The organism is Pseudonocardia xishanensis, from assembly GCF_039541715.1.
In the GTDB taxonomy this organism is placed as follows: Bacteria; Actinomycetota; Actinomycetes; order Mycobacteriales; family Pseudonocardiaceae; genus Pseudonocardia; species Pseudonocardia xishanensis.
Genome location: NZ_BAABGT010000036.1, coordinates 13545 through 39437, shown reverse-complemented (window position 1 = coordinate 39437; position 25893 = coordinate 13545). Strand labels below are relative to the sequence as shown.

Annotated in this window: 28 protein-coding genes; 8 read left to right on the top strand and 20 right to left on the bottom strand. The window is 76.8% G+C overall.

Translation table 11 applies throughout. The features are described 5' to 3' along the window. Nucleotides 1-140: 140 nt before the first annotated feature. The 5 genes from ABD993_RS15945 to ABD993_RS15925 all read left to right on the top strand — a co-directional run bounded on the left by ABD993_RS15945 (nt 141) and on the right by ABD993_RS15925 (nt 4116). Nucleotides 141-1055, top strand: coding sequence for an SPFH domain-containing protein (locus tag ABD993_RS15945; protein ID WP_345418254.1), 915 nt, complete (start codon nt 141-143; stop codon nt 1053-1055). Continuing rightward, complete coding sequence (locus tag ABD993_RS15940; protein WP_345418251.1) at nt 1052-1879, top strand: universal stress protein; 828 nt, start codon at nt 1052-1054, stop codon at nt 1877-1879. Before ABD993_RS15945 ends, ABD993_RS15940 begins: the two co-directional genes overlap by 4 nt. A gap of 39 nt (nt 1880-1918) precedes the next feature. Further along, nucleotides 1919-2692, top strand: a complete 774-nt coding sequence (locus tag ABD993_RS15935; RefSeq protein WP_345418248.1) for a universal stress protein — start codon at nt 1919-1921, stop codon at nt 2690-2692. A gap of 52 nt (nt 2693-2744) precedes the next feature. After that, nucleotides 2745-3686: a nitroreductase family protein gene (locus tag ABD993_RS15930; protein ID WP_345418245.1), complete on the top strand. Its 942-nt coding sequence runs from the start codon at nt 2745-2747 to the stop codon at nt 3684-3686. 115 nt (nt 3687-3801) lie between these two features. Next, nucleotides 3802-4116 (top strand): 2TM domain-containing protein, encoded by a 315-nt coding sequence (locus ABD993_RS15925; RefSeq protein WP_345418242.1) that lies wholly within the window; start codon nt 3802-3804, stop codon nt 4114-4116. Between the two features lie 48 nt (nt 4117-4164). Here ABD993_RS15925 and ppsA read toward each other — a convergent pair whose 3' ends face one another. The 9 genes from ppsA to ABD993_RS15880 form a co-directional block, all read right to left on the bottom strand. Then, nucleotides 4165-6609, bottom strand: a complete 2445-nt coding sequence (gene ppsA, locus ABD993_RS15920; protein WP_345418239.1) for a phosphoenolpyruvate synthase — start codon at nt 6607-6609, stop codon at nt 4165-4167. A gap of 110 nt (nt 6610-6719) precedes the next feature. Continuing rightward, nucleotides 6720-7391 carry an SRPBCC family protein gene (locus ABD993_RS15915; protein WP_345418236.1) on the bottom strand — a complete coding sequence of 224 codons (672 nt, stop codon included), beginning with the start codon at nt 7389-7391 and terminating at the stop codon, nt 6720-6722. Beyond that, complete coding sequence (locus tag ABD993_RS15910; RefSeq protein ID WP_345418232.1) at nt 7388-9622, bottom strand: DUF6544 family protein; 2235 nt, start codon at nt 9620-9622, stop codon at nt 7388-7390. The genes ABD993_RS15915 and ABD993_RS15910 overlap by 4 nt, the downstream gene beginning before the upstream one ends. 3 nt (nt 9623-9625) lie before the next feature. After that, nucleotides 9626-10456, bottom strand: a complete 831-nt coding sequence (locus ABD993_RS15905) for an SDR family NAD(P)-dependent oxidoreductase (RefSeq protein WP_345418229.1) — start codon at nt 10454-10456, stop codon at nt 9626-9628. Nucleotides 10457-10569: 113 nt separating this feature from the next. Then, entirely contained in the window at nt 10570-12924 is a 2355-nt protein-coding gene (locus ABD993_RS15900) for a lysylphosphatidylglycerol synthase domain-containing protein (RefSeq protein ID WP_345418226.1), read from the bottom strand. Nucleotides 12925-12958: 34 nt separating this feature from the next. Then, nucleotides 12959-13405, bottom strand: a complete 447-nt coding sequence (gene trxA / locus ABD993_RS15895) for a thioredoxin (RefSeq protein ID WP_345418223.1) — start codon at nt 13403-13405, stop codon at nt 12959-12961. Next, nucleotides 13402-14262 (bottom strand): universal stress protein, encoded by an 861-nt coding sequence (locus ABD993_RS15890; protein ID WP_345418220.1) that lies wholly within the window; start codon nt 14260-14262, stop codon nt 13402-13404. The genes trxA and ABD993_RS15890 overlap by 4 nt, the downstream gene beginning before the upstream one ends. Next, nucleotides 14262-15131, bottom strand: a complete 870-nt coding sequence (locus ABD993_RS15885) for a universal stress protein (protein ID WP_345418217.1) — start codon at nt 15129-15131, stop codon at nt 14262-14264. Before ABD993_RS15885 ends, ABD993_RS15890 begins: the two co-directional genes overlap by 1 nt. 163 nt (nt 15132-15294) lie before the next feature. Continuing rightward, nucleotides 15295-15501, bottom strand: coding sequence for a hypothetical protein (locus tag ABD993_RS15880; protein ID WP_345418214.1), 207 nt, complete (start codon nt 15499-15501; stop codon nt 15295-15297). Nucleotides 15502-15562: 61 nt separating this feature from the next. Here ABD993_RS15880 and ABD993_RS15875 point away from each other — a divergent pair, with 61 nt between their 5' ends. The 3 genes from ABD993_RS15875 to ABD993_RS15865 all read left to right on the top strand — a co-directional run bounded on the left by ABD993_RS15875 (nt 15563) and on the right by ABD993_RS15865 (nt 17603). Beyond that, nucleotides 15563-16006 (top strand): DUF302 domain-containing protein, encoded by a 444-nt coding sequence (locus ABD993_RS15875; protein WP_345418211.1) that lies wholly within the window; start codon nt 15563-15565, stop codon nt 16004-16006. Continuing rightward, the gene (locus ABD993_RS15870; RefSeq protein WP_345418208.1) at nt 16003-16710 is read left to right on the top strand and encodes an adenine nucleotide alpha hydrolase family protein; all 708 of its coding nucleotides are present in this window, start codon (nt 16003-16005) and stop codon (nt 16708-16710) included. The genes ABD993_RS15875 and ABD993_RS15870 overlap by 4 nt, the downstream gene beginning before the upstream one ends. A 107-nt stretch (nt 16711-16817) precedes the next feature. After that, on the top strand, nt 16818-17603 hold the full coding sequence (locus tag ABD993_RS15865) for a protein kinase family protein (RefSeq protein WP_345418205.1): 786 nt from the start codon (nt 16818-16820) through the stop codon (nt 17601-17603). Between the two features lie 74 nt (nt 17604-17677). Here ABD993_RS15865 and ABD993_RS15860 read toward each other — a convergent pair whose 3' ends face one another. The 11 genes from ABD993_RS15860 to ABD993_RS15810 form a co-directional block, all read right to left on the bottom strand. Next, on the bottom strand, nt 17678-18034 hold the full coding sequence (locus tag ABD993_RS15860) for a VOC family protein (protein WP_345418202.1): 357 nt from the start codon (nt 18032-18034) through the stop codon (nt 17678-17680). Between the two features lie 29 nt (nt 18035-18063). Then, a complete protein-coding gene (locus ABD993_RS15855) occupies nt 18064-18270 on the bottom strand; it encodes a three-helix bundle dimerization domain-containing protein (RefSeq protein WP_345418199.1) in 207 nt (68 codons plus the stop codon). Next, complete coding sequence (locus ABD993_RS15850) at nt 18267-19715, bottom strand: wax ester/triacylglycerol synthase family O-acyltransferase (protein WP_345418196.1); 1449 nt, start codon at nt 19713-19715, stop codon at nt 18267-18269. Before ABD993_RS15850 ends, ABD993_RS15855 begins: the two co-directional genes overlap by 4 nt. Before the next feature lie 11 nt (nt 19716-19726). Beyond that, nucleotides 19727-20365 carry an AMP-binding enzyme gene (locus ABD993_RS15845; RefSeq protein ID WP_345418193.1) on the bottom strand — a complete coding sequence of 213 codons (639 nt, stop codon included), beginning with the start codon at nt 20363-20365 and terminating at the stop codon, nt 19727-19729. Continuing rightward, a complete protein-coding gene (locus tag ABD993_RS15840) occupies nt 20329-21231 on the bottom strand; it encodes an AMP-binding protein (protein WP_345418190.1) in 903 nt (300 codons plus the stop codon). Before ABD993_RS15840 ends, ABD993_RS15845 begins: the two co-directional genes overlap by 37 nt. A gap of 20 nt (nt 21232-21251) precedes the next feature. Further along, nucleotides 21252-22550, bottom strand: a complete 1299-nt coding sequence (locus ABD993_RS15835; protein ID WP_345418187.1) for a WS/DGAT domain-containing protein — start codon at nt 22548-22550, stop codon at nt 21252-21254. Nucleotides 22551-22580: 30 nt separating this feature from the next. Beyond that, nucleotides 22581-23543, bottom strand: coding sequence for an alpha/beta fold hydrolase (locus ABD993_RS15830; protein WP_345418183.1), 963 nt, complete (start codon nt 23541-23543; stop codon nt 22581-22583). A 92-nt stretch (nt 23544-23635) separates the two neighbouring features. Further along, the gene (locus ABD993_RS15825) at nt 23636-24337 is read right to left on the bottom strand and encodes a CBS domain-containing protein (RefSeq protein WP_345418180.1); all 702 of its coding nucleotides are present in this window, start codon (nt 24335-24337) and stop codon (nt 23636-23638) included. A gap of 132 nt (nt 24338-24469) precedes the next feature. Beyond that, nucleotides 24470-24691 carry a DUF1707 domain-containing protein gene (locus tag ABD993_RS15820; RefSeq protein ID WP_345418177.1) on the bottom strand — a complete coding sequence of 74 codons (222 nt, stop codon included), beginning with the start codon at nt 24689-24691 and terminating at the stop codon, nt 24470-24472. Then, nucleotides 24688-25470, bottom strand: a complete 783-nt coding sequence (locus ABD993_RS15815; RefSeq protein ID WP_345418174.1) for an FAD:protein FMN transferase — start codon at nt 25468-25470, stop codon at nt 24688-24690. Before ABD993_RS15815 ends, ABD993_RS15820 begins: the two co-directional genes overlap by 4 nt. After that, nucleotides 25467-25889 (bottom strand): FMN-binding protein, encoded by a 423-nt coding sequence (locus ABD993_RS15810; protein ID WP_345418172.1) that lies wholly within the window; start codon nt 25887-25889, stop codon nt 25467-25469. Before ABD993_RS15810 ends, ABD993_RS15815 begins: the two co-directional genes overlap by 4 nt. Between the last annotated feature and the right edge of the window lie 4 nt (nt 25890-25893).

Sequence of the window (25893 nt, the reverse complement as noted above, 5' to 3'; positions counted from 1 at the left end):
GGGGATGTGGAGGCAGCGTCGGCCCCGCGGTCGCCCGGGCGCACGTGCCGAAGGGCCCGCGACCGGTGCGCCACCGGGCCCGATCCGTCGGGACGCTCGGCATCTGCCGCCCGCGGCCGCGCGCGCGCACCGTGGAGGCCATGAGCACTCCGCTGATCTGGACCCTCGCCGCGGTCGTGGTGGCCGTGGTCGTCGGTCTGCTGAGCATCCGGCTCGTGCAGCAGTACGAGCGCGGCGTCGTGTTCCGGTTCGGGCGGGTCCTCGCCGACGTGCGCCTGCCGGGGCTGAACCTGATCGTCCCGATCGCGGACCGCATGGTGAAGGTCAGCACCCAGGTCGTGGTGCTGGCGATCCCGGCCCAGGGGGCCATCACCCGCGACAACGTCACCGTCAAGGTGGACGCCGCCGTCTACTTCCGCGTCGTCGACCCGGTCAAGGCGATCGTCAACGTCGAGGACTACCACCACGCCGTCTCGCAGGTGGCGCAGACCTCGCTGCGGACGGTCATCGGCCGGGCCGACCTCGACACGCTGCTGTCGGACCGGGAGCGGATCAGCACCGAGCTCAAGGCCGTGATCGACGCGCCCACCGAGCAGCCGTGGGGCGTGCGGATCGAGCTCGTCGAGCTCAAGGACATCTCGCTGCCCGAGCAGATGACCCGGTCGATGTCGCGGCAGGCGGAGGCCGAGCGCGAGCGGCGGGCCCGGGTGATCGCGGCGGAGGGCGAGCAGCAGGCGTCGAGCAGGCTCGCGTCCGCCGCCGCCACGATGGCCGGGACTCCCGGCGCGCTCCAGCTGCGGCTGCTGCAGACCGTCGCGGACGTGGCCGTCGAGAAGAACAGCACGCTGGTCATGCCGTTCCCCGTGGAGCTGCTGCGCTTCTTCGAGGAGCGGCCGCCCGCTCCCCCCGCCGCGGTGGCCCCCGTCCCCGCGCCGCGCGAGCCCACGCGGGGCTGGCCGCACCTGCCCGGTGAGGACTCGGACCTGTCCTTCCCGGTGGACCGGCCGCTGAAGGTCCGGTCCGCCGACGAGGCCGACGCGAGGTGGTCCCCGTGACCCGGCCCGTCGTCGTCGGGGTGGACGGGTCCGGGCCCGCCCGCCAGGCCGCCGCCTGGGCCGCCCAGGAGGCCGACCTGCGCGACGCCCCGCTGCAGATCGCCTGTGTGCTGGAGCGGGTCCCGGCGGGGCCGCCGCTCGTCGCCGAGGCGATCCTGGCGCGCTGCGCGTCCGTCGCGCACATCGCCGCGCCGTCTCGCGTCGCGCAGACCGGCACCTGGTTCGGCCGCCCCGCCCCCGTGCTGAGCAGGCTGGCCGCCCACGCCGAGCTGCTGGTCGTCGGGCACCACGGGTCCGGGCGGGTGCGGCCCGCGCCGGGCAGCACCGCCGCCCGGCTCGCCCGCCGCCACGTCGGGGCGCTGGCCGTGGTGCGCCACGCACCCGGCCGCCCGCTGCCGGACCGCGGCCGCCCCGTGGTCGTCGCCGTGGACGGCGAACCGGGCAGCGCCGCGCTCGCCCACCACGCCGCGGCGCTGGCCGCGCTGCGCGGGGCGGAGCTGAGCGTCGTACACGTCCGGCGCGACGGCTCCCGGGACGGCGCGGGCCGCCGCGAGTCCTACACGCTGCTGGCCGAACGGGCGCTGGAGGAGCTGACCGAGACCTTCGTCGTGGCGCACCCCGGCCTCACCGTGCACACGACCGTGGCGGGCGGGCGACCGGCCCTCACCCTGCTCGAGCACGCCGAGGACGCCCAGTTCGTGCTGGTCGGCAGGCACGCGGGACTCGGCGTCGGGGCCTGCGCCACCGTGCTGCTGCAGGCCTCGGCCTGCCCCGTGCTGATCGTCGACCCGGCCCGGGTCGCCTCCGCCCTGACGCCCGCCTGAGCCCGTCCGAAACGCCCGTCCGAACCACGAGGAGGACCCGTGTCCGAGATCCGCCCGGTCGTCGTCGGCGTCGACGGCAGCGGCGTGGCGTCGGCCGCCGTCCGCGTCGCCGCGGTCGAGGCCGTCGCCCGCGGGTGCCCGCTGCAGGTGGTGCACACCGTCGGCGACGGCGAGCCGCCCGAGCAGACCGAGCGGATCCTCGCCCGGGCCGTCGGCATCGCCCGCGACGTCGATCCCGCGCTGGAGATCCGCACGCGGACCGCGGCCTGGTCCCCCGCCGTCGCGCTCGCCGCCGCCTCCCGCGAGGCGCGGCTGCTCGTCGTCGGCATGGCGGGCAGGGACGACCCGCCGGAGGCCGCCGACCGCTCCGTCGCCCTCGACCTGCTCCGCCGGGCGCACTGCCCGCTGGTCGTGGTGCGCGCCCGACACCGCAGGCACCGGGCCGTGGTCCTGGCCCTGCTGACCGGCACCGGGGACGCCGACGTCCTCGCCGTGGGCGCGGACCTCGCCGCGGGCCACGGCACCACCCTGGTGGTCGAGCGGTGGGGCGAGGCGCGCACCGACCCGGTCGACGCGGTCGGGCTCGCCCACCGCGTGCGGCCGGAGGTCGAGGTGTCGGTCCACGACCTCGGCACCCCCACGTTCGGCGGCCTGCTCGACCACGCCGAGGGCGCCGTCGCGCTGGTGCTGGCGGGCCCCGCCGGACCCGCGCGGTTCGACGACCCGGCGCGCGTCGCGGTCCATCGCGGACCCTGCCCCGTCGTGGTCGTCCCGCAGGGGGCGCCGCTGGACGCCGCGCTGGGTGCGTCGTGAACCGCGCCCTCCCCGTCCCTCCGCAGGCGGGCCGCGCCGCCCGGTCACCGCGATGAGCACCGCGGGCCTCGACGACCCCGTCGACCACGGCGACGTCCACGCCGCGCTGGACCTCGCCCGGCTCGCGCCGTCGGTCCACAACTCCCAGCCGTGGTGGTGGCGGACCGGCGACGGCGTGGTGCACCTGTGCGCGGACCTCACCCGCTGGCTGCCGGGGACCGACCCGGACGGCCGCGACCTGCTGCTCGCCTGCGGCGCGGCCCTGCACCACCTGCGCATCGCGCTGGCGGCCCGGGGCCACGGCGCCGTGGTGCACCGGCTGCCCGAGCCCGACGAGCCGGACCTGCTGGCCGTCCTCGGCATCCGGCCCGGCCCGCGGCCCGAGCCCGCCGTCGACCCCACTCTGGTCGACGCGATCCCGCGTCGCCACACCGACCGCAGGCCGTATCGCGACCTGCCGCTCGCGGGCGGGACCGTGGGCAGGCTGACCCGGGTCGCCATGGAGCAGGGTGCCCAGCTGCGGGTCGTCGACGACCCGCGGACCCACGACGTCGTCGCGTCGGCGCTGCGCGCGTCCGCGATCGAGCACGCCGCGTCCGAGGGCTACCGCTCCGAGCTGGCGGGCTGGACCGGGCGACCGAGCGGGCTCGACGGCGTCGCCGGGCACCGCCGCACCGGCGTCGGCGAGGAGCCGGACGGCGCGACCCTGCTGCTGCTCGCCACCTCCTCCGACGACCGGCTCTCCCGGCTCCGCGCGGGCGAGGCGATGAGCGCGGTGCTGCTGGAGGCGACCCGGTCCGGCCTGGCCACCTGCCCGCTGAGCGAGCCGATGGAGGTCGACGGCACCCGCGCCCTGCTCGAGGACGAGGTCCTCCGCGGCTCGGCCTGCCCGCAGCTGCTCCTGCGCGTGGGCGAGGCGCCGCTGACCGGGGCCGCCCCCGAGGCGAGCCCGCGCCGCCCGCTGGCGTTGCAGGTGGAACCGCTCGGCGGCTGAACAGGCCGAACGGTGCTGCCGGGCCGGGCCCTCCGGCACTCACCGCCCCGCCCCACCCGGACGACCATCGTGGGTACGGACCGGGAGCCGGTCCGCCGAGGGGAAGGAGTCCATCGTGAGCATCGACGACCGCGAGTCCACCGGGCAGGACACCGGGCAGGGCACCGACCGCGACGCCGCCCTGCGGGAGCAGGCGCGGGCCCGGATCCAGCGCAAGCGCGGCTTCTGGACCCACTTCGCGATCTACGTCGCGATGAACGCCATGTTCGTCCTCATCTGGGCCTGGACGGGCGCGCCGTTCTTCTGGCCGGTCATCCCACTCGTGCTGTGGGGCATCGGCGTCGGCGCGGACGCCTGGGACGCGTTCGCGGGCAAGTCCATCAGCGAGGAGCGGATGCGCCGCGAGATCGACCGCATGCGCCGTTCGTGACCCCGGTCCCCCGCCGCACCCGCGCCCCGGCGCGGGTGCGGCGGTGTGTCAGGGCCGTTCCACGGTGCGGCGGGCCGCCTCCAGCAGCAGCCTGCGCTCCGCGGCGTCGATCGCGGCCCGGGCCTGGCCGACGGCGTCGGGGTTGACCGAGACGGCCGAGATCCCGGCCCGCACGAGGAACTCCACGAAGCCCGGGGTCCGGCTCGGCGCCTGGCCGCACAGCGAGGTCGGCACGCCCAGCAGGGTGGCGCGCTCGATGATCGTCGTGATCGCGTCGAGCACGGCGGGATCGGACTCGTCGTAGAGGTCGGCGAGCCGCTCGGAGTCCCGGTCCACGCCCAGCATCAGCTGGGTCAGGTCGTTGCTGCCGATCGACACCCCGTCGATCCCGAGCCCGACGTACTCCGGCAGCCAGTGCGCCACGGACGGTACCTCGGCGGTCAGCCAGCGCTGCAGGCCGCGCTGCGCGCCCAGCGGGCTGCCGTCGACGAGGTCCAGGACGGCCGCGAGCTCCCACCGCGTCCGCACGAACGGGATCATCAGGTGCACGTTGGGGGTCCGCTCGCGCACCTGCGCGAGCATCCGCAGCTCGAGCGCGAACACCTCGGGTTCGCGCAGGTAGCGGTAGGCGCCGCGGAACCCGATCATGGGGTTGCGCTCCACCTGTTCGAACTCGGCGCCGCCGGTGAGCCCGCGGAACTCGTTGCTGCGCAGGTCCGTGGTGCGGTACAGCACCGGGCGCGGCGCGAAGGCGGCCCCGATGCGCCCGACCGCCTCGGCCATCGCGGAGACGAACCCGTCGCCGTCGCCCGCCGCGAGCATCGCCCGCGGGTGCCTGCCACCGAGGGCGGCGGTCAGGGCCAGCTCGGCGCGCAGCAGCCCGACGCCGTCGACGTCCATCGCGGCGACGCGCTCGGCGGTCTCCGGCAGGGCCAGGTTGACGTGCAGCTCGGTGCCCGTCGCGACCGGGGCGGCGCTCCGGACCGGCGCGGCGGCCCGCGGGGCCGGTTCCCGCACGACGGTCGCCCGGCCGCCGCGACGGACCTCGCCCGCGGTGCCGTCGACCGTGATCGTCTCGCCCTCGACGAGCTCGGTGGTCGCCGTGCGGGCCCCGACGACGCAGGGGATCCCCAGCTCGCGGGCCACGATCGCCGCGTGGCAGGTCACCCCGCCCTGGTCGGTGACGACGGCGGCGGCGCGGCGCAGCGTCGGCAGCCAGTCGGGGTCGGTGCGGGGCGCGACGAGGACGTCTCCGACCTGCAGCCGACGTCCGTCGGTGGGCTCGTGCAGCACCCGGACCCGCCCGCAGGCCCGCCCGGGTGCCGCCCCCAGACCGGTGGCGACGACGCCGCCGACGGGTTCCGCGCCGTCGGGCGAGGCCGCGGTCTCCGGGGCCGCCGTCGTCTCCAGTGCCGCCGTCGTCTCCGGGGCCGCCGTAGTCTCGGGTCGGGTCGTCGGGTCCGGCTCGGGAGCCGGGGCCGGGTCGGTGAGCGTCGTGATCGGCCGGGTCTGCAGCAGCCACAGCTCCCGGGCGATCATGGCCCACTCCACGTCCTGCGGGCGGCCGTAGTGGTCCTGCACCCGCAGCGCCAGCCGGGCGACCGCCTGGGCGTCGCGGTCGTCGAGCACCCTGGCCTCGGCGCGGGTGCCGTCGAGGGTGACGGTGAGGTCGCGGCCGTCACGGCCGCGGACGATCTCGTGGGTCTGGTGGCCGACCCGGATCGAGCGCAGGTGCAGGTCCGGGGCGGAGAAGACGTAGGTGTCGGGCTCGACTGCCCCGCTGACCACCACCTCGCCCTGCCCGAAGGCGGCCTCGACGACCACCCGGTCGCGGCGCCCGGTCGTCGGGTCGGCGGTGAACGCGACCCCGGACCGCTGCGCCGCCACCATCTCCTGGACGACGACCGCGACCGCGGGCTCCCCGACGATCCCGCGCTCCGTGCGGTAGGCGACCGCCCGGGGCGCCACCGCGGACGCCCAGCAGTCCACGATCCCCGCCACCAGGTCGGCGTGCCCGCGGATGTTGGTGAAGGACTCGTGCACGCCCGCGAACGACTCCCCCGCGCCGTCCTCCCCGATCGCGGAGGACCGCACCGCCACGGTCGCGGGCCCCAGTCCCTCGATGCCGAGGGTGCTGTAGGCCGCGGACACCTCGCTGTGCAGCGCGGACCCGATGCCCGCCTCGCGGATCAGCGCCGCCATCCGTGCGCACCGCTCCTCGACCCCCGCCGGCTCCGGGTCCCGCAACGCCTGCTCGTGCAGCGCCGCGATCTCCTCGCGGACCCCGGCGGCGTCCATCGCCGCCAGGTACGCCGCCGCGGGCACCACGAACCCCTCGGGCACGGGGAAGCCCGCCCCGACGAGCTCGCCGAGGTTGGCGGCCTTGCCCCCCACCTCGCCCGCGTCCCCCGCCCCGACCTCGCGCAGCGGGCGGAGCCGCGTCGGGTCGGACGGGGCGGCGGCAGCGGTCTGGTGTGCGGGTTCTGCAGTCATGCCCCCACGGTCGCGCCGCACGCCCCCGCCCGACAGCGGCTGTCGGACCCGGGCTCGAGGACCGAACGTCCCGATGCGCGTGCCCGGAGGATCGTGGACCGGTCCGCGGCTCAGCGTCCGACGGCGTGGCCACCGGGGCCGCCCGCCTCGGCGCGGGACTTGATGCCGCGCAGCATCCGGCGCTGCATGGCGAAGTCGCCGAACTCCATGAGCAGCCTGCCCGCCGCGGCCGCCGCCGGGTGGGACCGGTCGAAGACGGCGCTGACCCGGGTGAGCAGGCGGGTGCCGCCGTCCGCGGTCGGGGTCAGGCGCCAGGCCCAGCTGCTGTCCGGTTTCGTCCAGAGCAGCCGGTGCGGCGCGTCGATCTCGGCCACCCGGAAGGCGGTCCGCTCGGTCGGGGTGCCGAAGGGGGACATCGGGACCCATCCGCCGATCTCGACGTGCTGCCACTCCTCGACGAGCGCGCTCGCGCTGGGGCGGCCGAGGTTGTCCAGCAGGTCGTCGCTGTACCAGCCTGCGCGGCCGGACCCGGCCTGCACCAGCCACGGCCACACCCGCTCCGGCGGCGCGGCCACCGTGATCGCGCGGGTCGCGCGGAACGGGGCGTCGGGGAACAGGGCGTCGCCGGGCAGGGCCGCGGCGAGCTCCTCGTCGGTGGCCCCCCAGCGCAGGTGACGACGGCGGACCAGCGGGGCGGCGAGGAACACGGGCAGGTCGGCCAGCACCGCGCCGAGCTCGCGCAGCAGCTCCGGGCCGGTCGGCCCGCGGTTCCCGGCGGTCACGACGACTCCCTCCGGCCCGCGGGCTCCTCGGTGATCGCATCGATGTGGAACTCGATGTACGGGAAGGTGCCCTCGGGCTCGGGGGCGTGCCAGACGCCGTCGCCGACCGTCGGGATCCGCCGCCCGCCGACGTCCCGATGGGCGCGCAGCGGGGTCGACCAGCGCTGCGGGGTGAAGGTGCGGCCGTCCGCGGAGGCGCGCAGCCGGTCGTCGGAGACGAAGTCGACCAGGTCGCCGTCGGCGTCGGCGTCGAGGACCAGCTCGGCCGTGACGGTCTCCGCGCCCACGGTGTAGGTGCCCCGCACGCCGCGGGTGTGCGGCCGCGACCAGGTCACGGCGGCGTCGAGCAGCGCGCCGGGGGCCATGACGCAGAGGTCGTTGAACACGGTGACGGTCTCGGCGCGGGTCATCGCGCCGCCGGACGCGTCGAGGACCGGCACGATCCCGCCCAGCCTCGCCCGCATCCGGGCGTGGCCGTCGCGGTACTCGTGCAGCACCTCCACCGGCAGCCCGCCGCGCCGCGCGGTCAGCGAGAACAGCCGGGTGGGGTTCGGCCCGAACCGGCTCGTCTGCTCCCCGGTGAACGGCATCCAGGAGGCCGTCGGTCCCGAGCGGATCCGCCCGTGGATCAGGGCGGTGAAGCCGGTGGTCCGCGGCCTGCCGACCACCCCGGAGCGGCGCAGCCAGCGGGCGACCGGCTCGGGGAGGTCGGCGAGGTCGTCCTCGGTCACCGGCTCCCCCGACGACGACGGGTCGGCGGCCCGCAGCGCGGCCGCCTCCGCCCGGTAGCGGGCGGACAACCGGACCGGCCCGCGCCGCGTCCTCGCCCGCGGCACACCCGACGACCGGGCCCGGGTGCCCACCGAGCCGATCGATCCCGTCGGGGGCGGCGCGGAGCCGTCGGTGTCCCCCGACCCCGGGGCCGCGAGCAGCGCCGCGAGCTCCCCGCGCAGCGCCGCGACCACGGCGTCGAGCTCGGGGCAGGCCTCCGGATCGGCGAGGACGGTCAGGGTCAGGGTGCCCGCGTAGGACAGCGCGCCGAACACGACCGGCACGTTGCCGGTGGTCGTGGTGACGGGGACGACCTCCCGGACCCGCGCCCCGAGCAGCGTCAGCGGCACCTGCGGCCCACGCAGGTTGGTGACGAACGTGCTGACCAGCCGCTGGTGCTCGACGATCCAGCGCAGCGCGCCCAGCGCGGCGACCAGCCGGAACACCGCGTCGAGCAGCGGTGCCGACGCCGCCCGGGGCCGCTCCCGTCCGAGCGCGGTGCGCCGCGCGACCTCGCGCAGCCGGGCCGCGGCGGGCCCGGAGGTGGGCAGCCCGACGGGCAGGATGCCGACCGCGTTGCCCAGCCGGTCCGCGCGGGCCCGCCGCCGCGCCGAGATCGACACCGAGGCGACGACCTCGTCGACCTGCTCGCCGCGCCCGCGCAGCAGCGCGCCGAGCGCCCCGCCCACCGCCGTCAGGACGACGTCGTTGACGGTCCCGCCGTGCCGGTGCGCGGCGGCGTGGACGGCCGCGAGGTCGACCCGGACGACCCGCAGCGCCCGTCCGGGCCCGGTGGGCCGGTTGAGGGAGGACCGCGGGGGGCGGGGAGCGTCCGTGGCGCGCAGCTCGCCGATCGCGTCCCGGATCCGCCGCAGCCCCCGCACCGGGTGCCACAGGAGACGCGCCCGGGTGGTGAGGGCGTCGACGAACAGGCGTGTGGCCGTCGGGGCCGGGCGGGGGAAGTCGCCGTCGCGGGTGGGCGGGGCCCCGTCGACCAGGGCGCCGAGGGCGGCGAGCCCGCCGATGCCGTCGGCGAGGACGTGGTGGAACACCACCACCACCGCGCCGCGGTCCCCGGTCGCCCCGGTGACCACCACCGCCTCCCACGGCGACCGTCGCAGGGACAGCCGGGTGCCCACCGCCCGGACCGCGACGTCCAGCAGCGCGGCGTCGGACAGGGGCCCGTCGCACCGCACCTCGCGCACGTGCCGGTCGACGGAGAACGCGGGATCGTCGACCCAGACCGGCCGCCCGCACAGCGGTGGCGTGCCCATGAGCCTGCGGCGGAGCCGGGGCACGGCCCGGACCCGGTCGGCGAGCGCCCGGCGGACCTCCGCCGGGTCGAGCGGCCGGTCCAGCACGAGCAGCACACCGACCTGCCACGGCACGCCGGCGCGGTCCACGGCCAGCTCGAGCAGGTCGTCCGGGGCGGCCCGGTCCAGGACGTCGGTGGGGTCCACGGCTCAGCGCAGCAGGGCGCCGCCGTCGACCACGACCTGTGCCCCGGTCATGTACGACGCCAGGTCCGAGGCGAGGAACAGCGCGACCCGCCCGATCTCGTCCGGGTCCCCGAGCCGCCCCATGGGGATCCGGGCGACGAACTGCGCCGCCAGCTGCTCCAGGTCGATCCCCTCGGGCACCGCACCCGCCCGGGCCGTGATGCCGGGGGTGGCGATCCCGCCGGGGGCGATCGCGGTGACCGCGATCCCGTGCGGGGCGAGCTCGAGTGCGACGTTCTTGGTGAAGCCCCACACCCCGTGCTTGGAGGCGTCGTAGTCGGCGAGCCCGACGGCGGACGGGTGCAGCGCGTCGATCGAGGTCACGGTGATGATCCGGCCCCCGGCACCCTGCACGATCATCTGCTGGGCCGCCTCGCGCACGCAGAGGAACACCCCCGTGAGGTTCACGTCGATGACCCGCCGGAAGTCCGCCAGGGCCTGCCCGAGCACCGGGATCGCGGGGTAGATGCCCGCGTTGTTCACGAGGATGTGCACCCCGCCGAACCGGTCGACGGCGGCGCGCACCATCCGACGCACGTCCTCCTCATCGGCGACGTCCGCCTGGACCGGGACCGCCTCGAACCCGACGTCCACCAGCTGCTTGGCCGCGAGCTCGGCCGCGGCGCCGTCGAGGTCCGCGACGACCACCGCCGCGCCCGCCTCGGCGAGCCGGTAGGCGATCCCGTAGCCGATGCCGACCGCCGCCCCGGTGACGATCGCGGTCCGCCCCGTCAGGTCGATCAACGTGGTCGCCGGGACCGGCCGCTGCGCCGGGGTCCCACCCGTCTGGGTCATCGCTGCTCCTTCGTCACGATCCGCCGAATGTCACGATCCGCCGCGGACGCCCGGCCGACGACCGGCTCACCGGCCCGAGCGTCCGGGCCGAACGGCCCGGGTCGCCGGGCCCTTCAGATCACGCGGTGGTGCTGCAGGTACCGGAAGACCGCGATGCCGGGCACGACCGGCAGCCAGTAGGTCAGCAGCCTGCACACCAGGACCGCGGCGACCGCGACGCCGGTGCTCGTGCCGAGCGTGACCAGGCCGCCGATCATCATCGCCTCCACCGGCCCGGTGCCGCCGGGGACGGGGAGCAGGTGGCCCAGGGTCTGCGCGACCATGAAGACCGCCATGACCCCCAGCAGCGGGATCGGGGCGCCGAGCGCGGCGAGGCAGGCGACCAGGCCCGCCCCCGAGGCCAGCATGTGGCCGAGGGCGCCGCCGAAGAGCTGGGTCGCCCGGAGCGGGTGGCGCAGGGTGGCGCCGAGCTCGCGGGCGATCCGCAGCCCCGGGCGCACGACCCGGCGACTGCCGTACGGGGAGGCGAGCACCGCCACGGCGGCGACCACGGCCGCCGCCAGCACCGCGTAGAGCGGCCAGCCCCACGGGATCCGCAGGTCCCGGACGACGGAGGACGCGCCGAGGACGAGCAGCCCCACCAGGCAGCACACGGCCCCGACCAGGCCGCCCCCGGCGATGTTGAGCACCGTCGCCCCGATCGCCGACGACCGGCGCACCCCGAGCCGCTCCAGGAACGCCACGTTGAGCCCGACGAACCCGATCCCGCCCGGCGTCGTGCGGCCGGTGAAGGCGGCGGCGACCTGGACCGCCGTCGTGCGCCAGAACGGCAGTGGGACCGGGCTCGACCCCAGGAACGACACCGCGGACAACACGATCGCCACCAGCCCCGTCGCGAACGCCACGGTGAGCCAGAGCCGGTCGGCGCCGCGCAGGGCGACGAGGACCTCGCCCGTGCTGGAGAGCAGCGGGAGCAGCGTGTAGACGGCGGCGCCGAGCAACAGCAGCCCGACCACCGTGCCGGGCCGGACCGGCGAGCGCAGGGTGGGGACGGGCCGGTCGATCTCCTCGGCGAGCCTGCCCCGCAGCTCCACGAGCTCGTAGCGCTGCCGGGCGAGCCGCCCGCGGATCCGCCGGGGCAGGGCCAGCGACTGCAGGTGCGGCAGCGCCGCCTCGAGCCGGTCGGCGTCCAGCGTCCGAGCGGCGCTGCGGACGGCGCGGTCGATCCCGACGACCGACGCCACCGACACCAGCGCCTCGGCGAGGTCCTGGGCGCAGCGCAGTGGGGAGGCGCCGATCTTGCCGAAGGTCAGGCCGAGGATCCACGGGCGGCCGTCGTCGTCGACGAGGACGTTCCCCGCGCGCAGGTCGTGGTGGGCGATCCGAGCGTCCTGCAGCACGGCCACCTGTGCCCACACCGCGTCGAGGAGGTCGTCGTCGACCTCGTCGGGGGGGAGGTCGGTCAGCCGCCGCCCGCGGACGTCCCGGCGCACCAGGAGCGGGGCCCCGTGGCCCGCCTCGCAGAGCGTGACCAGCGATGGGGTGCGCAGACCCGCGCGTTCGGCGACGACCGTGACCAGGGCCTCGTGCTCGGCCTCGTGCCGCGGGCTCGCCAGCGGGGGTTCGTCCTCGACCTCGACCGAGGCGAGCAGCCGCCGCAGCCGGTAGCCGACACTGGCCCGGCGGTGCAGCCGCTGCACCACCTCGACCAGCAGGGTCTCCCCCGTCCCGGTGGTCGCCGCGTACTCCAGCGGTCCCGACATGCGGGTCCGCAGCGCGGTCAGCCCGACGACGTCGATCCCGGCCTGCTCCAGGGCCCGCCGGACCGCCGGGCCGGTCGTCCTCCGCCCCGGCGCGCCCCACGCGAGGTGCGAGGCCGCACCGACGCCCCACCCGAGGAGCCCGCCGCCGATCGCGCCGAGCGGCCACGCGGTGCCGAGGTGCAGGTCCGCGACCGCGACCAGCAGCGGCACCACCCACAGCGCCCCGCGCCAGCGCGTGGTGAGGAACGGCGTCACCACCGCCACCAACGCGGACGCGACGGCGACGTGCAGCGCCGGGAAGGCGAGCCCGGCCGCGTCCGACGGCCGCGGCCCGACGAGCCCCGCGAGGCCGACCGCGAGCAGCCACGTGGCCGCCACCGCGACCGCCAGCTCGACCGCGAACCGGATCCGTTTGAGGTAGAGGGTGACCGCGACGACGGCCGCGGCCCCCGCCCACCCGCCGACCAGGGCGAGGACCCGCCAGCCGATCCCGGTGCCGCCCGGGAGCCCCTGGAGCTGGACGGTCAGGCCCGTCTCCACCGGGCCCGGCGCGGCGAGCCGCCACACCACGGCGGCCGCCGCGAGCAGCCCGGCCGCGACCAGCAGGACCACCAGGTCCCGGGGGTGCCTGCCGAGCGGGGTCACCGGCGGAGCGGGTCGCTCCCGCGGCCGCACCGGCTCCGACGTCGCCGCCTCCACGGACACGAGACCTCCTCGATCGCGCTGGTGCCCGGGCCGGTCAGTCGACCGCCCGCCGCACCCAGTCCACCATCGCCTGCTCGGACAGCGCCCCGACCTGGCGGGCCACCACCCGGCCGTCGCGCAGGACCAGGAGCGTCGGGATGCTCCGGGCGTCGAAGCGGGCTGCGACGCCCGGAGCGCGGTCGACGTCGACCTTGACCGCCTTCACCCGCCCCGCGAGCTCGAGCGCGACCCGCTCGACGCCGGGCGCGACCACCCGGCACGGCCCGCACCAGGCGGCCCACAGGTCCACCAGGACCGGCACCCGCGACCGCTCCGCGACCTCGGTGAAGTCGTCGTCGGTCGCCGACACCAGCCAGGGCAGCGGGGCGTGACACGACCCGCAGCGCGGGGTGCCGTGCGCCGCGACGGGGACGCGGTTGCGCCTGCCACAGCCGGGGCAGGTAACGGTCTCCGTCGCGGGCGGGGTGGCCCTGGCCGTCACGTCGTCGCCCGGACCACGGCGACCGGGCTCCGGGCGTGGTGCAGCAGGGCCCGGCCCGTCGAGCCGAGCACGGCCCGCCGGACCCGGCCACGGTCGAACGAGCCGACGACCACGGCGCGGGCGTTCACCGACCGCGCCACCAGCGCCTTCGCCGCCGACCCGAGGACGACCTCGCGCGAGACCCGGACGTCCGGGTACTTCTCCGCCCAGCCCGCCAGCCGCTCCGCCAGGACCTCGCGCTCCTCGGTCTCGAGCATCGGGATCTCCACCCCGCTGGGGTCCTCCAGGTAGTCCGACCAGGCGTGGACGGCCACCAACGGCGCGTGCCAGGCGTCCGCCTCGGCGAAGGCGTAGGCCACGGCGGCCTCGCTCGCGGGCGAGCCGTCGATCCCGACGACCACGGGCCGGATCCGGTCCTCCCGCCGCAGGGCCTCGTCCGAGGCCTCGGGCCCGCGCACCACCACGACCGGGCAGGCGGCCCGCCGGGTCAGGGTGTCCGACACCGACCCGAGCAGCAGCGCCCCGAACCCGCCGACCCCACGGGCGCCCAGCACGAGGGCACGGGCGGAGGCCGACTCGGTCTCCAGGACCGAGAACGGGTCGCGCTCCACGTCCTCCTGCTGGACCGGGACGTCCGGCGCCACCGCGTGGGCGGCGTGCGTCGCCGTCCAGAGCTGGCGCCGGACGTGGGTCCGCATCAGGTTCCGGTCCTCGGTCGAGGTCCCGTCCGGCAGCTGGTAGGCGCGGACGAGCCGCAGCCGCCACCCGTGCCGCGCGGCCTCGGCCGCGGCCCAGCGGACGGCCTCGGTGGAGAGGGCGGAGCCGTCGACCCCGACGAGGAGGTCCTCCCGGGCCATCAGCCCTCCTCGGGCCGCACGACGGCGACCGGGCAGGCCGCGTGGTGCAGGACCGCCTGGCTCACCGACCCGAGCAGCGGGCCCCTCAGCGTCCCCCGCCCCCGCGACCCGACGACGACCAGCCCGGCCTCCTCCGAGCGCGCCACCAGCTCGCGGGCGGCGCCATCCATCACGACCACGGTGTCCACGCCGACCGCGGGGAACTTCCCGGTCCACGGGCCGAGCCGGTCGCGCAGCCGCCGCTCCTCCTCGGCCTGCAGCGCCGACCAGTCGACCAGCGGCACCAGGAAGGGATCGAGCACGGTCTCGGTGACCGCGTGCACGACGACCAGGTGCACGCCCCGCCGGGTCGCCTCCTCGAAGGCGAACCCGAGGGCGGAGTCGTCGCCGCCGTCGACGCCGACGAGCACGGGCCCGTTCGCAGGCGTCCCGCGCACGACCACGACGGGGCCCGCCGCGTGGGCGGCGACGCCGATCGCGACCGAGCCGAGCAGCAGCGCGGTGAACCCGCCGCGGCCCCGGGACCCGAGCACGACGAGCGCGGCGCGCTCGGACTCCTCCCGCAGCACCACCTGTGCCTCGCCGCCGCGGACCTCCCGGTCCACGGGCAGCCCCGGTACCGCCTCCTCGGCGATCCCGGCCGCCTCGGCGAGGTGCTCGGCCGCCTGCTTCTCGACGACCCGCCTGCCGTACTCCTGGCCGAGCGCGGGCACGCCGATCGGGCGGAACGAGGTCCACGGCGCCGCTGCGACCAGCCGCAGCGGGACACCCCGCCGCTCCGCCTCCCGCGCCGCCCACCGCGTGGCCTCGCGCGCGGAGTCCGAGCCGTCGATCCCGACGACCACCGCTCCCTCGACCCGATCCGACATGGTCCCTCCCGTGTCCCGGCCCCGGACCGTCCCGGAGTCACCACACGGTCGCCCGCGGTCGGGCCCGCCCACATCGGCTCTCCGGCCCGTTCGGCAGGGCCGTTGGACCCCCGCCCGGGTCCGGGGCCGCGGGCTCAGCCCGGACCGGCACGCCCCGGGGTCGTCACCACGTGACCGCGGCGGCGGGCACGAGCTCCGTGCGCACCCCGGGGAACTCGGTATCCGCGACGACGAAGTGGGTGAACTCCACCATCTCCCGGGCCCCACCGGCACCGTGGTGGCAGCGGCCGGTCCGGCAGGCGTGGGCGGCCCGTCCGCCCCGTGCCGCGTCGGGGCCGATGGACCGGACGCGGCGGGTCCCTCGGCACATGCCGCGGACCCCGTCGGGGACGCACCGTGGGAGCCACGCCGTGCACTCGGAGGAGACCGCCATGACGCCACGGGGAGCAGACCCGACCGCGGAGACCGACGTCGCTCGCACCGTCACCGTCCCCCGCCCGTTCGCCGAGGTGGTCCCCCGGGTCCGCGCGGCGCTCGCGGGCCAGGGCTTCGGGGTGCTGACCGAGATCGACCTCACCGCGACCCTGCGGGAGAAGCGCGGCGCGGAGATCGAGGACTTCGTGATCCTCGGCGCGTGCAACCCCGAGCTCGCCGAACGCGCCGTGCGGATCGACCGGCGCGTCGGTGTGCTCCTGCCCTGCAACGTCGTCGTCCGGGACGCCGGGGACCACACGGTCGTGCAGGTGATGAACCCCGAGCTGCTGGCCACCGTGACCGCCGAGCCCGGCCTCGGGCCGATCGCCGACGAGGCCGGGCGCCGGATCGACGCCGTCCTCGCGGAACTGCGCGACGAAGCGGAGGCCGAGCGGGGATGAGCGGGGGGCGGGGACCGGTCGTGCTCGCGACGGCCCACGACACCGCGGTGTCGTGGGCCGTCGCGGAGGCGGCCGGACGCGGCCTCGCCCTGCGCGTCGCGGGTCGGGACGAGCTGGCCCGGGCCCGGACGGTGCGGACCCTGCGCCTGCTCGCCCCGGGGGTGCCGGTGTCGGCGGTGCGTCTCGCGGATCCGCTGGGCGTCGACCTGCCCGCCCTGACCGCCTCCGCGCACGTCCTGGTGGTGGACGCGCCTGCCCGCGCGGACGTGGTGGCCGCCGCCGGGTGCGCGGTCGTCGCGGTGCCCGCGTCCGCGACCCCGCCCGGCCGGGTCGTCGTCGGCGTCACCGCCCGGGACGCACCCGCGGTGCTGCCGCGGGCGGTCGAGGAGGCGCTGGCCCGGGACGCCGAGCTCGTGGTCGTCGGTACCTGGACCGGGCGGGCGCCCGTGCCGCCCACCCGCCGGTGGGCGGACGGCGCCGCCGCCGCACACCGGGAGCTCGTCGAGGCGACGGCCGGATGCCGGGCCACGCACCCCGACCTGCGACTGCGCCTGTTCGTGGTCCACGACGACGCCGAGTCGGTGCTGACGCCGCTCACCGCGGAGGCCGAGCTGCTCGTCGTGGGCGGGGTGCGGCCACCGCCGAACGCCCGCTGCCCCGTCCTGGTGGTACCGCCCGCGGGCGAGCGGACCGGGGTGGCCTGAGGACGGCCGTCGGACGGCCCGGGTCCGGGTGGCTTTGGTCCCTGGGCGGCCCACCCGGTGGGTTGTGATCGTGGTCCGGGGACCGGACCGGGGGACGAGGGGGACGCATGCGCGCGCACCGGAATGCAGGCGGCGTGGCCGCGCTCACGGACCGCTACCGCCTCCTCGGCAGGCTCGGGAGTCGGCGCGGGGGCCGGTTCCGCGCCCACGACGCGCTGCTGCGGCGGACGGTCGTGATCGAACCGACCGGTCCCGATCCCTCGACCGTCGTCTCGCACCATCCGGGCCTGGTCGCGCTCTACGACGCCGTGGCCGCCGACGACGGGTACCTCCTGGTCACCCAGTTCGTCGACGGGCCCCCGCTCGACCGGGCGACCCGACGGGAGCTGTCGGTCCCCGCCGCGCTGGCGCTCGGGGCCCGGCTCGCCGACGCCCTCGACCACCTCCACCGCCACGGCGCCGTCCACGGCCGCATCCGCTGCTCGAGGGTCCGGCTGGACCGGGCGCGCGCGCCCCACCTGCTCGGCGTCGCGCACCGCAGTCCCGAGGGGGCGGACCGGTTCGCGCGGGAGGCCGCCGACGACGTCGCCGCGATCGCCCGGCTGGTCCGCACCTGTCTGCGCACCCCGCGCCCCGCCCCGCACCCCGCCGAGGTCCCCGCCGAGGCGGCGGCCGCGCTCGCCGCCGCCTCCGGCCCCCGGCCCGGCCGTCCCACGGCACGCGGCCTCGCCGCCGCCCTGACCGCGGCCACCGCCCCGCCCCCGGACCACCCCGCCCCGGACCACTGGCGCCCGACCCCGCAGGCCGAGCGGGCACCCTGGGCCCGCCTCCTCCCCGAGCCGTGGGAGCTGCGTCCGCCCTCACCGCTCACCGACCGCCGCGCGCGGCCATGACCCCGAGATCGGTCCCTCGGGGTCATTCGGGTTCATGAGGTGCGGCGGCGCGGGCGGGCCCGCGCCGCCTGCTCTCAGCGCGCCCGCTCGGCGAACAGGCCGAGGACGTTGCCGTCCGGGTCGGCGAACATCGCCATCTCGCCGACGTCCCCGACCGGCATCGGGCCCATCACCCGGCGGCCGCCGAGGCCCTCGGCCCGCTCCAGGGTCTTCTCCAGGTCCTCGACGCCGACGTAGAAGGTCACCCAGGGCGGCACGCCCTCCGGGGTCTGCATGATCCCGCCCTGGATGCCCGCGTCGCCGCCGGTGTCGACGACGCCGTAGCCGTTCGGGTCGGGATCGACCGTCCAGCCGAACAGCTCGGCGTAGAACCGCCGGGCGGCCTCGCCGCTCGCGGCGCCGATCTCGAAGTGGACGACGGGTGCGCCCATGGGACACCTCCAGCTCGGGCGGGCGCGGCTCAGCCGCGCCCGCGGTCGGTGAGCCGCTGGCGGGCCAGCCGCTCCAGCAGCTCGGGCAGGGCCCCGACGGGGACCCCGGACAGGTCGGCCCGGCTCCCCCGCACCGTCCGGACGACCGTCGTCCGGGGCAGTTCGGGGAACTCGGCGGTGAGGCGCTCGACGGCGCCGGTCACCTCGTCGACACGGGCGGGGACGGACAGGGTCATCGGGTTCCTTCTCGGTGGCGCACGCTGGGCGGAGGCGATGCTCCGTCCTCATCTCTGCCCGCGACCAGGGACGAAGGTCCCGGGTCGGTACTGGTCGCGACCACCAGCTCACCGAGCGACGACTCGATCCCGGCCGCGAGGACGTCGAGGTCCGCGGCGGTGTCGTCGCCGGTCAGCCCGATGACGACGGAGTCGCGGTAGCTCATGATCGCCACCCCGGTCCGCACGGTGCTCGCGATCGGCACGTAGGGGATGATCTCCTCCAGCTCGCGGCCCAGCCCGTAGAGCGGCCGCCGCGGCCCGGGGACGTTCGTGGTGACCGTGACGATGGTGCGCTGCGGCAGCGCCGCGAAGGCCCGCACCGTCGAGGCGACGAGCGGGAAGGGCTCGTACCGGGCCAGCTCGGTGACCAGCGCACCCGCCTCGGCCTCCCCGGCGGCCTTGCAGCGGCCGAGCTCCTCGCGCACCGCCGCGAACCGCACGAGCGGGTCGGCCAGGTGCACCGGCAGCTCCGCGAGCAGCAGCGACACCCGGTTGTCGCGCAGTCCCTCCTCCCCCGGCGCGCGCACCGACACCGGGACCAGCGAGCGCACCGCGCCGGGGCCGGGCTCCTCGCCGCGGGACAGCAGCAGCGCGCGCAGCCCGCCGGTCACGGCGGCCAGCACCACGTCGTTGAACGTGCCGCCGAGGCCCCGCCGCACCGCGCGGACGTCGGTCACCGACGCCCGCGTCCACGCGAAGTGCCGCGGCCGGTGCAGCGGCCCGGACAGCGACGACGGCGCGGCGGGCGGCATGCTCGCCGCCAGCGCCACCAGCCCGCGTCCGGCGGTGGCCAGCCGCGCCGGGTGCCGCAGCATCCCCAGCAGCGCCCGGGTCCCGGTCAGCGGGAGCAGGGCGAGCCCGCCGACCGCGCGGGCGGCCAGGACCGCGGCCGACGGCGGCGACGCGGGATCCCAGTCGTCCGGCACCGGGGGTGCGGGCTCCGGCTCCGGGTCGAGGATGACGCGGTAGAGGTCGGTCCCGGAGACGCCGTCGACCAGGCTGTGGTGCACGGTCGAGATCAGCGCCCACCGCCCGCCCGCCAGCCCCTCCACGAACCAGTACCGCCACAGCGGCCGGTCCCGGTCCAGCCGGGTGGACATGACCCGGCCCATCAGCTCGCGCAGCTCGGCGTCGCCGCCCGGCGCGGGCAGCGCGGCCCGCACGAGGTGGTGGTCGAGGTCGAAGCCCGGGTCGTCCAGCCACACCGGCGGCCCGAGGTCGAGCGGCACCTGCGCCGCGCGCTGGCGGTACCGCGGGATCAGCGGCAGCCGGCTCGCGAGGTGCGCCTCGAACTCGGCGAAGGCGGGCGCCGGCCCCGCGAACACCGCGGTCGAGGCGATGGCCAGCGACGCGGCGGGCTCGACGTCCTCGGCCTGCAGGAAGGCCGCGTCCAGCGGCGTCATCCGGTCAGGGCTCACAGCGCACGCTTCAGGATCTTGTCGGCCGCGCCCTTGGGCAGCGCGTCCCGGAACTCGACCGACCGCGGGTACTTGTAGGACGCCAGCCGCTCCCGGACGTAGGAGATGATCTCCGTCTCGGTCGCGGTCCGCCCGGCCCGCAGCGCGACGACCGCCTTCACCTCCTGCCCCATCCGCGCGTCCGGCACGCCGATCACGGCGGCCTCGCGGATCGCGGGATGGGTGTAGAGCACGTCCTCGACCTCGCGCGGGTAGACGTTGTAGCCGCCGCGGATGATCAGGTCCTTCTTCCGGTCGACGATGAACAGGAACCCGTCCGAGTCGACGTAGCCCAGGTCGCCGGTGTGGAACCAGCCGCCCGCGAAGGCCTCGGCGGTCGCCTCCGGCCGCCCGCGGTACCCGCGCATCAGGTTCACCCCGCGGATCACGACCTCGCCGACGTGGTCGCGGCCGGCGGGCAGCTCGCGACCCGCCTCATCGTGGACCTGCACCTCGACGCCGTAGATCGGCTTGCCGACGCTGTAGACGCGGCGGTCCTCGGGCCCGGTGTTGAAGGTGGTGGTGGACGCGGTCTCGGACAGCCCGTAGCCCTCCAGGATCACCACGCCGAACTCGCGCTCGAAGGAGTCGAGCACCTCGGCCGGGATCGGGGCGCGCCGCCGGAGATCGCCACGCGCAGCGACGAGGTGTCCCGGCGCTCCCGGTCGGGGTGCTCCAACAGGGCGACGTACATCGTGGGCACGCCCTCGAACACCGTGACCCTGTCCCGCTCGATCACCTCGAGCGCCCGGCCCGCGTCGAAGCGCGGCATCAGCGTCATCGTGGCGGCGAACCGGACGCACAGGTGCAGCTGGCTGGACAGTGCGTAGACGTGGAACAGCGGCAACGCGACGAGGACGATGTCGTCGTCGCGGATGCCGAACAGCCTGCCGGGGGTGTCGGCGTTCATGAACAGCTGGAAGTGGGTGAGCTCCGCACCCTTGGGCGTGCCGGTCGTCCCCGCGGTGTAGACGATGACCGCGACGTCCCCGGGATCGCGCGGTTCGAGGATCGGGCCGTCGTCGTGGGCCAGCAGGGCGTCGAACGGCAGCGCCGCGACGTCACCCGGGTCGCCGAGCACCACGAGGTCGGTCACCCCGGCGTCGGCGGCGCCCTTCGCGGCCTCCGCGGCCACCCCGCCCCAGGTCACGAGCGTGCGGGCGCCGGAGTCGGAGAGCACGTAGGCGACCTCGCGCGCCTTGAGCAGCACGTTGACCGGCACCACGACCGCGCCGGCTTTGAGGATGCCGAAGTGGGCGATCGCGAACTGCGGGACGTTCGGCAGCTGGAGCGCGACGGCGTCGCCGGGGCGGATGCCGTGGCGCCGCAGACCGGCGGCGAACCGGTCCGCGGCGGCGTCCAGGTCGGCGTAGCCGAGCACGGCGTCGTCGAGCCGCAGCGCGACGCGATGGGGATGGGTGCGCGCGGACTCGCGCAACATGGTCGCCAGGTTCAGTCCCATGACGTCCTCCTCGACGTGTGTCAGACGGTGACGAGCGCCTCGGCCGCCTCGGCCGCGAAGGCGCGGACCAGCACGGCGGCGTCGCCGACGAGGCGGCCGTCCGTGCCGAAGCCGATGAACAGCTGCCCGGCGTAGCTGAAGACACAGGCGGTGACGGCCTGGTCGCCGCTGCACGGCGCCCAGCCGACGCTGCCGAGCACCAGTGCCCCGGCCAGGCTCATCGGAGTGGGCGGGCCGGGCACGTTGGTGAACACCCCCACCGCCTTGTCGGCGAAGAACCGGGCCACCGGCCCGCCGAGGACCGCCGGGGCCGACCCGACGAACCTCTGCGTGGCCGCGGTGACCCACGGCTCCCACGAGCCGCGGACCCACGCCGTCCGGTCGCGGACGACGGCGATCCGGTGCGCGAGGTCCCCCTGCAGCGGCAGCACCGCGAGGACCAGGGAGAAGTGGTTGCCCAGCCGGGTCGGCAGGGTCGGGTCGTAGGGCGCCAGGTTGACCGGCACCATCCAGGCCAGGTCCTCCGGGCTGCCGCCGCGGTGGTCGAGCACCCGCCGGACCGCGCCGCCGAGCAGCGCGGAGAGCAGCTCGTTGACCGTCGCGCGGTGGTGGTGGGCCAGCTCGGTGAGCGCGGCCAGCGACAGCGGCTCGCCCCACGCCGCGTTCTTCCCGTGGCCGACCGGGCCGCTCCACGCGGTGTGCGGGTTGGACCACGTCACGAGCTCGCCGACCGCGGCCAGGCTGCGCACGGCGGTCAACGCGAGATCGCCCGCGGTCCGCACCGCGCGCCGCGGGTCGAGCAGGTCACGGACGCTGGGTCCGTCGGCCAGGTGGGTGCCCGCGGGAGCGGTGCCGCCGTCGTCCAGCGGGTCGAGCAGGTCGACCATCAGCTGGGTCAGCCGGATGCCGTCGGCGACGGAGTGGTGGACCTGGAGGATCACCGCGCTCCCCGAGTCGTACGGGACCAGCAGGACCCGCCACAGCGGGTGGTGGCGGTCGAACTCCGCGGAGCGCAGGCTGCCGACCAGCGCCTGCAGCGCGGTCTCGCTGTGCGGCCGCTCCTCGACGCGCAGGTGCCGGTGCACCGCGAAGTCGGGGTCGGGCTCCCATTCCGAGGGCAGCGGCCAGGGCCGCAGCACCGGGCGGCAGCGGAACACCGGATGCCGCTTCACCATCCGCTCGACGACGACCGTCCGCAGACCCGCCGGATCCACCGGCGTCGCGGTCCACATGACCGAGACGACCGACAGCACGTTCTCCGGACGGTCCAGCCGCAGCCACACCGCGTCGTCCGCGGGCATCGGGATCCTGGTGTCCATCACCCCACGGTCGCCCCGGCCCCGGTGGGCTCACAGTGCCGAAGGACTCCCGGCGCGGCCGCCTTCCGTCCCGGGCTCGTGATCGGCGAGCCAGCCGAGCACCTCGGTGGTGAAGACCTCCGGCACCTGCAGCTGGGGCACGTGCCCGACGCCCGCCAGCTCGCGGTAGGTCCAGGCCGGGTTGCGGGCGGCCGCCGCCCGGGCCGCCGCGACCGGCACGAGCAGGTCCCGGTCGCCGTGCAGCAGCAGGACCGGCACCCGGACCGCCGCCATGGCGGCCCGGTACTCCCCCGCCCGCACCAGTACCCAGGCCAGCGAGCGGGCGGCGGTGAGGAAGGCCCGGTCGACCCCGGCGACGTCGCGCCTGCGGGCCACCAGCGCCACGGACCGGTCGAGGAGCTCCGTGGGCACCGTGGCGGGGTCGACCCCGCACAGCCGCAGCATCCCGACGACGGTGGCCCGGGGCCCGATCCGCCGCCGCCGCGCCGCCGTCAGGTACTCGCCCAGGCCGGGGAGCAGGTGCAGCAGGACCGCGGCCTCGCCGCGCGGCAGCGCCGGCACGGGCGGCAGCGCCGGGTCCACGAGCACCAGGCCGGTCACCCGCTGGGGCGACCGGTCGGCCATCAGGATGCCGATCATGCCCCCCATCGAGTTGCCGACGACGACGGCCGGGCCCCCGACCACGGTGTCGGAGAAGCGTTCGAGCAACCGGACGTTCTCCGGCACCGTCGTGAGCCGGGTGCCCGGGGCCGTGAGCCCGAACCCGGGCAGATCGACGGCGAGCACCCGGTACCGCCGGGCCAGTGCGGGCGCGACCAGGTCCCAGTTCAGGTGCGACCCGCCGAGGCCGTGCACCAACACCAGGGCCGGGCGCCCTGCCGGGCCGCCGAAGTCGACGTAGTGCAGGTCCCCGCCGAGGTCCACGGTCAGGCTGCGCCCGGGTCCGGGCCGCGGTCCGGGCTCGGGCGAGCTCACGTGCGCGGGGTCGTCCACCCCTGCGACGCTAGGACCGCGACGGTGCCCCGGACACGGGCCGGAGGGCCCGCGGACCACCGGCCGAGCGGCCTCCCGTCCGGGGTCCGTGATCAGTAGAACGGCCCGGCGATCGAGTCGGTGACCCGCTCGTCCCGGTCGAACGTCAGCTCGTCCCGCACCCCGACGACACCCTCCAGCCGCGAGATCAGGGCGACGACGGCCACGGCCTGACCGCGGCGCGACACCTGCCCGTCCAGGGTCACCACCCCGTCCTCGACCGCCACCCGCACCCGGGCCGCGTCCGCACCGGCGAGGTGCGGCAGGACCACCTCGACGATCTCGGCGCGGATCTCCGCGTCGTCCCGGAGGAAGACGCTGAGCACGTCCCGGCGCCCGAGCACCCCGACGAGGTGCTCCACCCCGTCGCGGAACTCGGTCACCGGGAGCCAGCCCAGGTGCCGACGCCGCATCCGGCGGGCGGCCTCGGCGACCGTCGCGTCCGGGCGGATCGTGATGGGCGGGTAGCTCATCGCCGCACCCGCGGTGGTGGGCCGGTCCGCCGCGCGGTCGTGCCGCCTGCCCGTGACGTCGGTGTGCTCGGCGCCCCGCATCAGGTCCGCCTCCGACACGACCCCCAGCAGGCGCGAGCCCCGCACCACCGGCACCGCCCGGACGGCGTGCCCGGTCAGCGTCCGGATCACCTCGTCGATCGTGGTCTCCGGCTCCACCGACACCACCGCGGTCGACATCACGTCCCGGACCAGGCTGCGCCGCAACCCGACCCGCGCCCCCGACTCGGTTCCCGTCGTCATGGTCTGCTCCCTCGCTCGGCCTCGTCCGAGGCTCGGGCGACGGGGCGGGCGGCGCCGGCGGCATCGGTCCCGGCCTGCGGAGGACGCTCGGCTCCGGGCGGTGAGTCCTTCGCCCCTGTCCGCGCCGGAGCCTCAGCGACCGCGGAACCCCGGGCCGCCGAACGGGCCGGGTCCGGGGCGCGGACCGTCGACGACCAGCAGGCCGCGGAGGGCGAGTGCCGCGCCGCCGAGCACGCCCACCTCGTCGAGGGTGAGCCTGTCCGCACCCGCCGCCTCGTGCACGGCGGAGGCGACCTGCTCGCGCTCCCGGTCGGAGCAGCGCAGCCGTCGGGCGTCGGAGTCGGTCGTGGTCATGTCGTCCGTCCTTTCTTCTCGGGTCCGACGGGGCGCAGGGTCCCGTCGGTGTCCACCAGCAGTCCGCGGTGGCCGCGGTCCGCCAGCCAGATCCCGGCGGCGGCCGCGCCGAGGGCGAACGCCGCGGTGGCGGCGATGTCGACGGCCGTCAGCGAGTCGCCGACGACCGTCACCGACGCGAGCCCGACGGGCGCGAGCCCGGTCCGGGCGTCCACGACGTGGGGGCCGCGGCGGGCGGTGCCGGAGGTCGCGACGGCGCCGGTGTGGATCGGCACGACCGCCACGAGCCCGCCGGGGTCGTGCGGGTCCTCCACCCCGATCCGCCACGGCGGGTCGTGCGGGTGGAGCGTGCGGCAGGTCAGGTCGCCGCCCGCCGACAGGCAGAAGTCCGTGTCGGGCAGGGCCGCGAGGGCGGCGGCGGCCCGCTCCACCGCCCAGCCCTTCACCACGCCGGACGGGTCGAGCCCGCCACGGCGGCGGACGTCGAACGCCCCGCCCGAGTCCCGCCGGGCGGCCTCGCCGAGGGCGAGCACCTCCCCCACCTCCGGCGGACAGTCCGCGAGCGCGAGCTCGCCGCGGTCCAGCCGGGAGACCGCCGAGTCCCGGCGGTAGGTGCTGAAGACCCGGTCGGCGGAGCGCAGGCTCGCGCACACCCGCCGCCAGGCGACGCGGGCGAGGTCGTCGTCGGTGTGGGAGCCGCGCAGGGCGAGGCTGACCGGCATCCCCATGATCTGCTCGACGTACCGGGCCGGGCGCGGGCCGGCGACGGTCGCCGTCACGCGAGGCCCGCCTGGTCGAGGGCGCTCTGCAGGGACCCCAGGTAGCCCTCGGAGGTGACGGTCGCGCCGCTGACCATGTCGATGTCGGCGCTCTGCGCGGCGAGGGTCTCCCGGGTCAGCACGGGCAGGGCGCGGGCGTTGATCTGCTGGTCCCTGCGGTTGCCATCCGGGTACACGGGCACCTGCACGTCGGTGATCCGCCCGCCCGCGACGGTGATCACGACCTGGACGTCCCCCCACTCCGTGGAGGTCGACTCGCCGGTGAAGGAACCGTTCGACGCGCTGCGCGCCTGCGACCCCGCGGCAGGCGCCGCGACGGACGTGGCGGGCGCCGCCGCGCTGCCGGTGGAGGTCTTGTAGCCGAACAGCAGGACCACCACGGCGACGGTGGCCAGCAGCCAGGTGACGATGCGTCTCATCCCG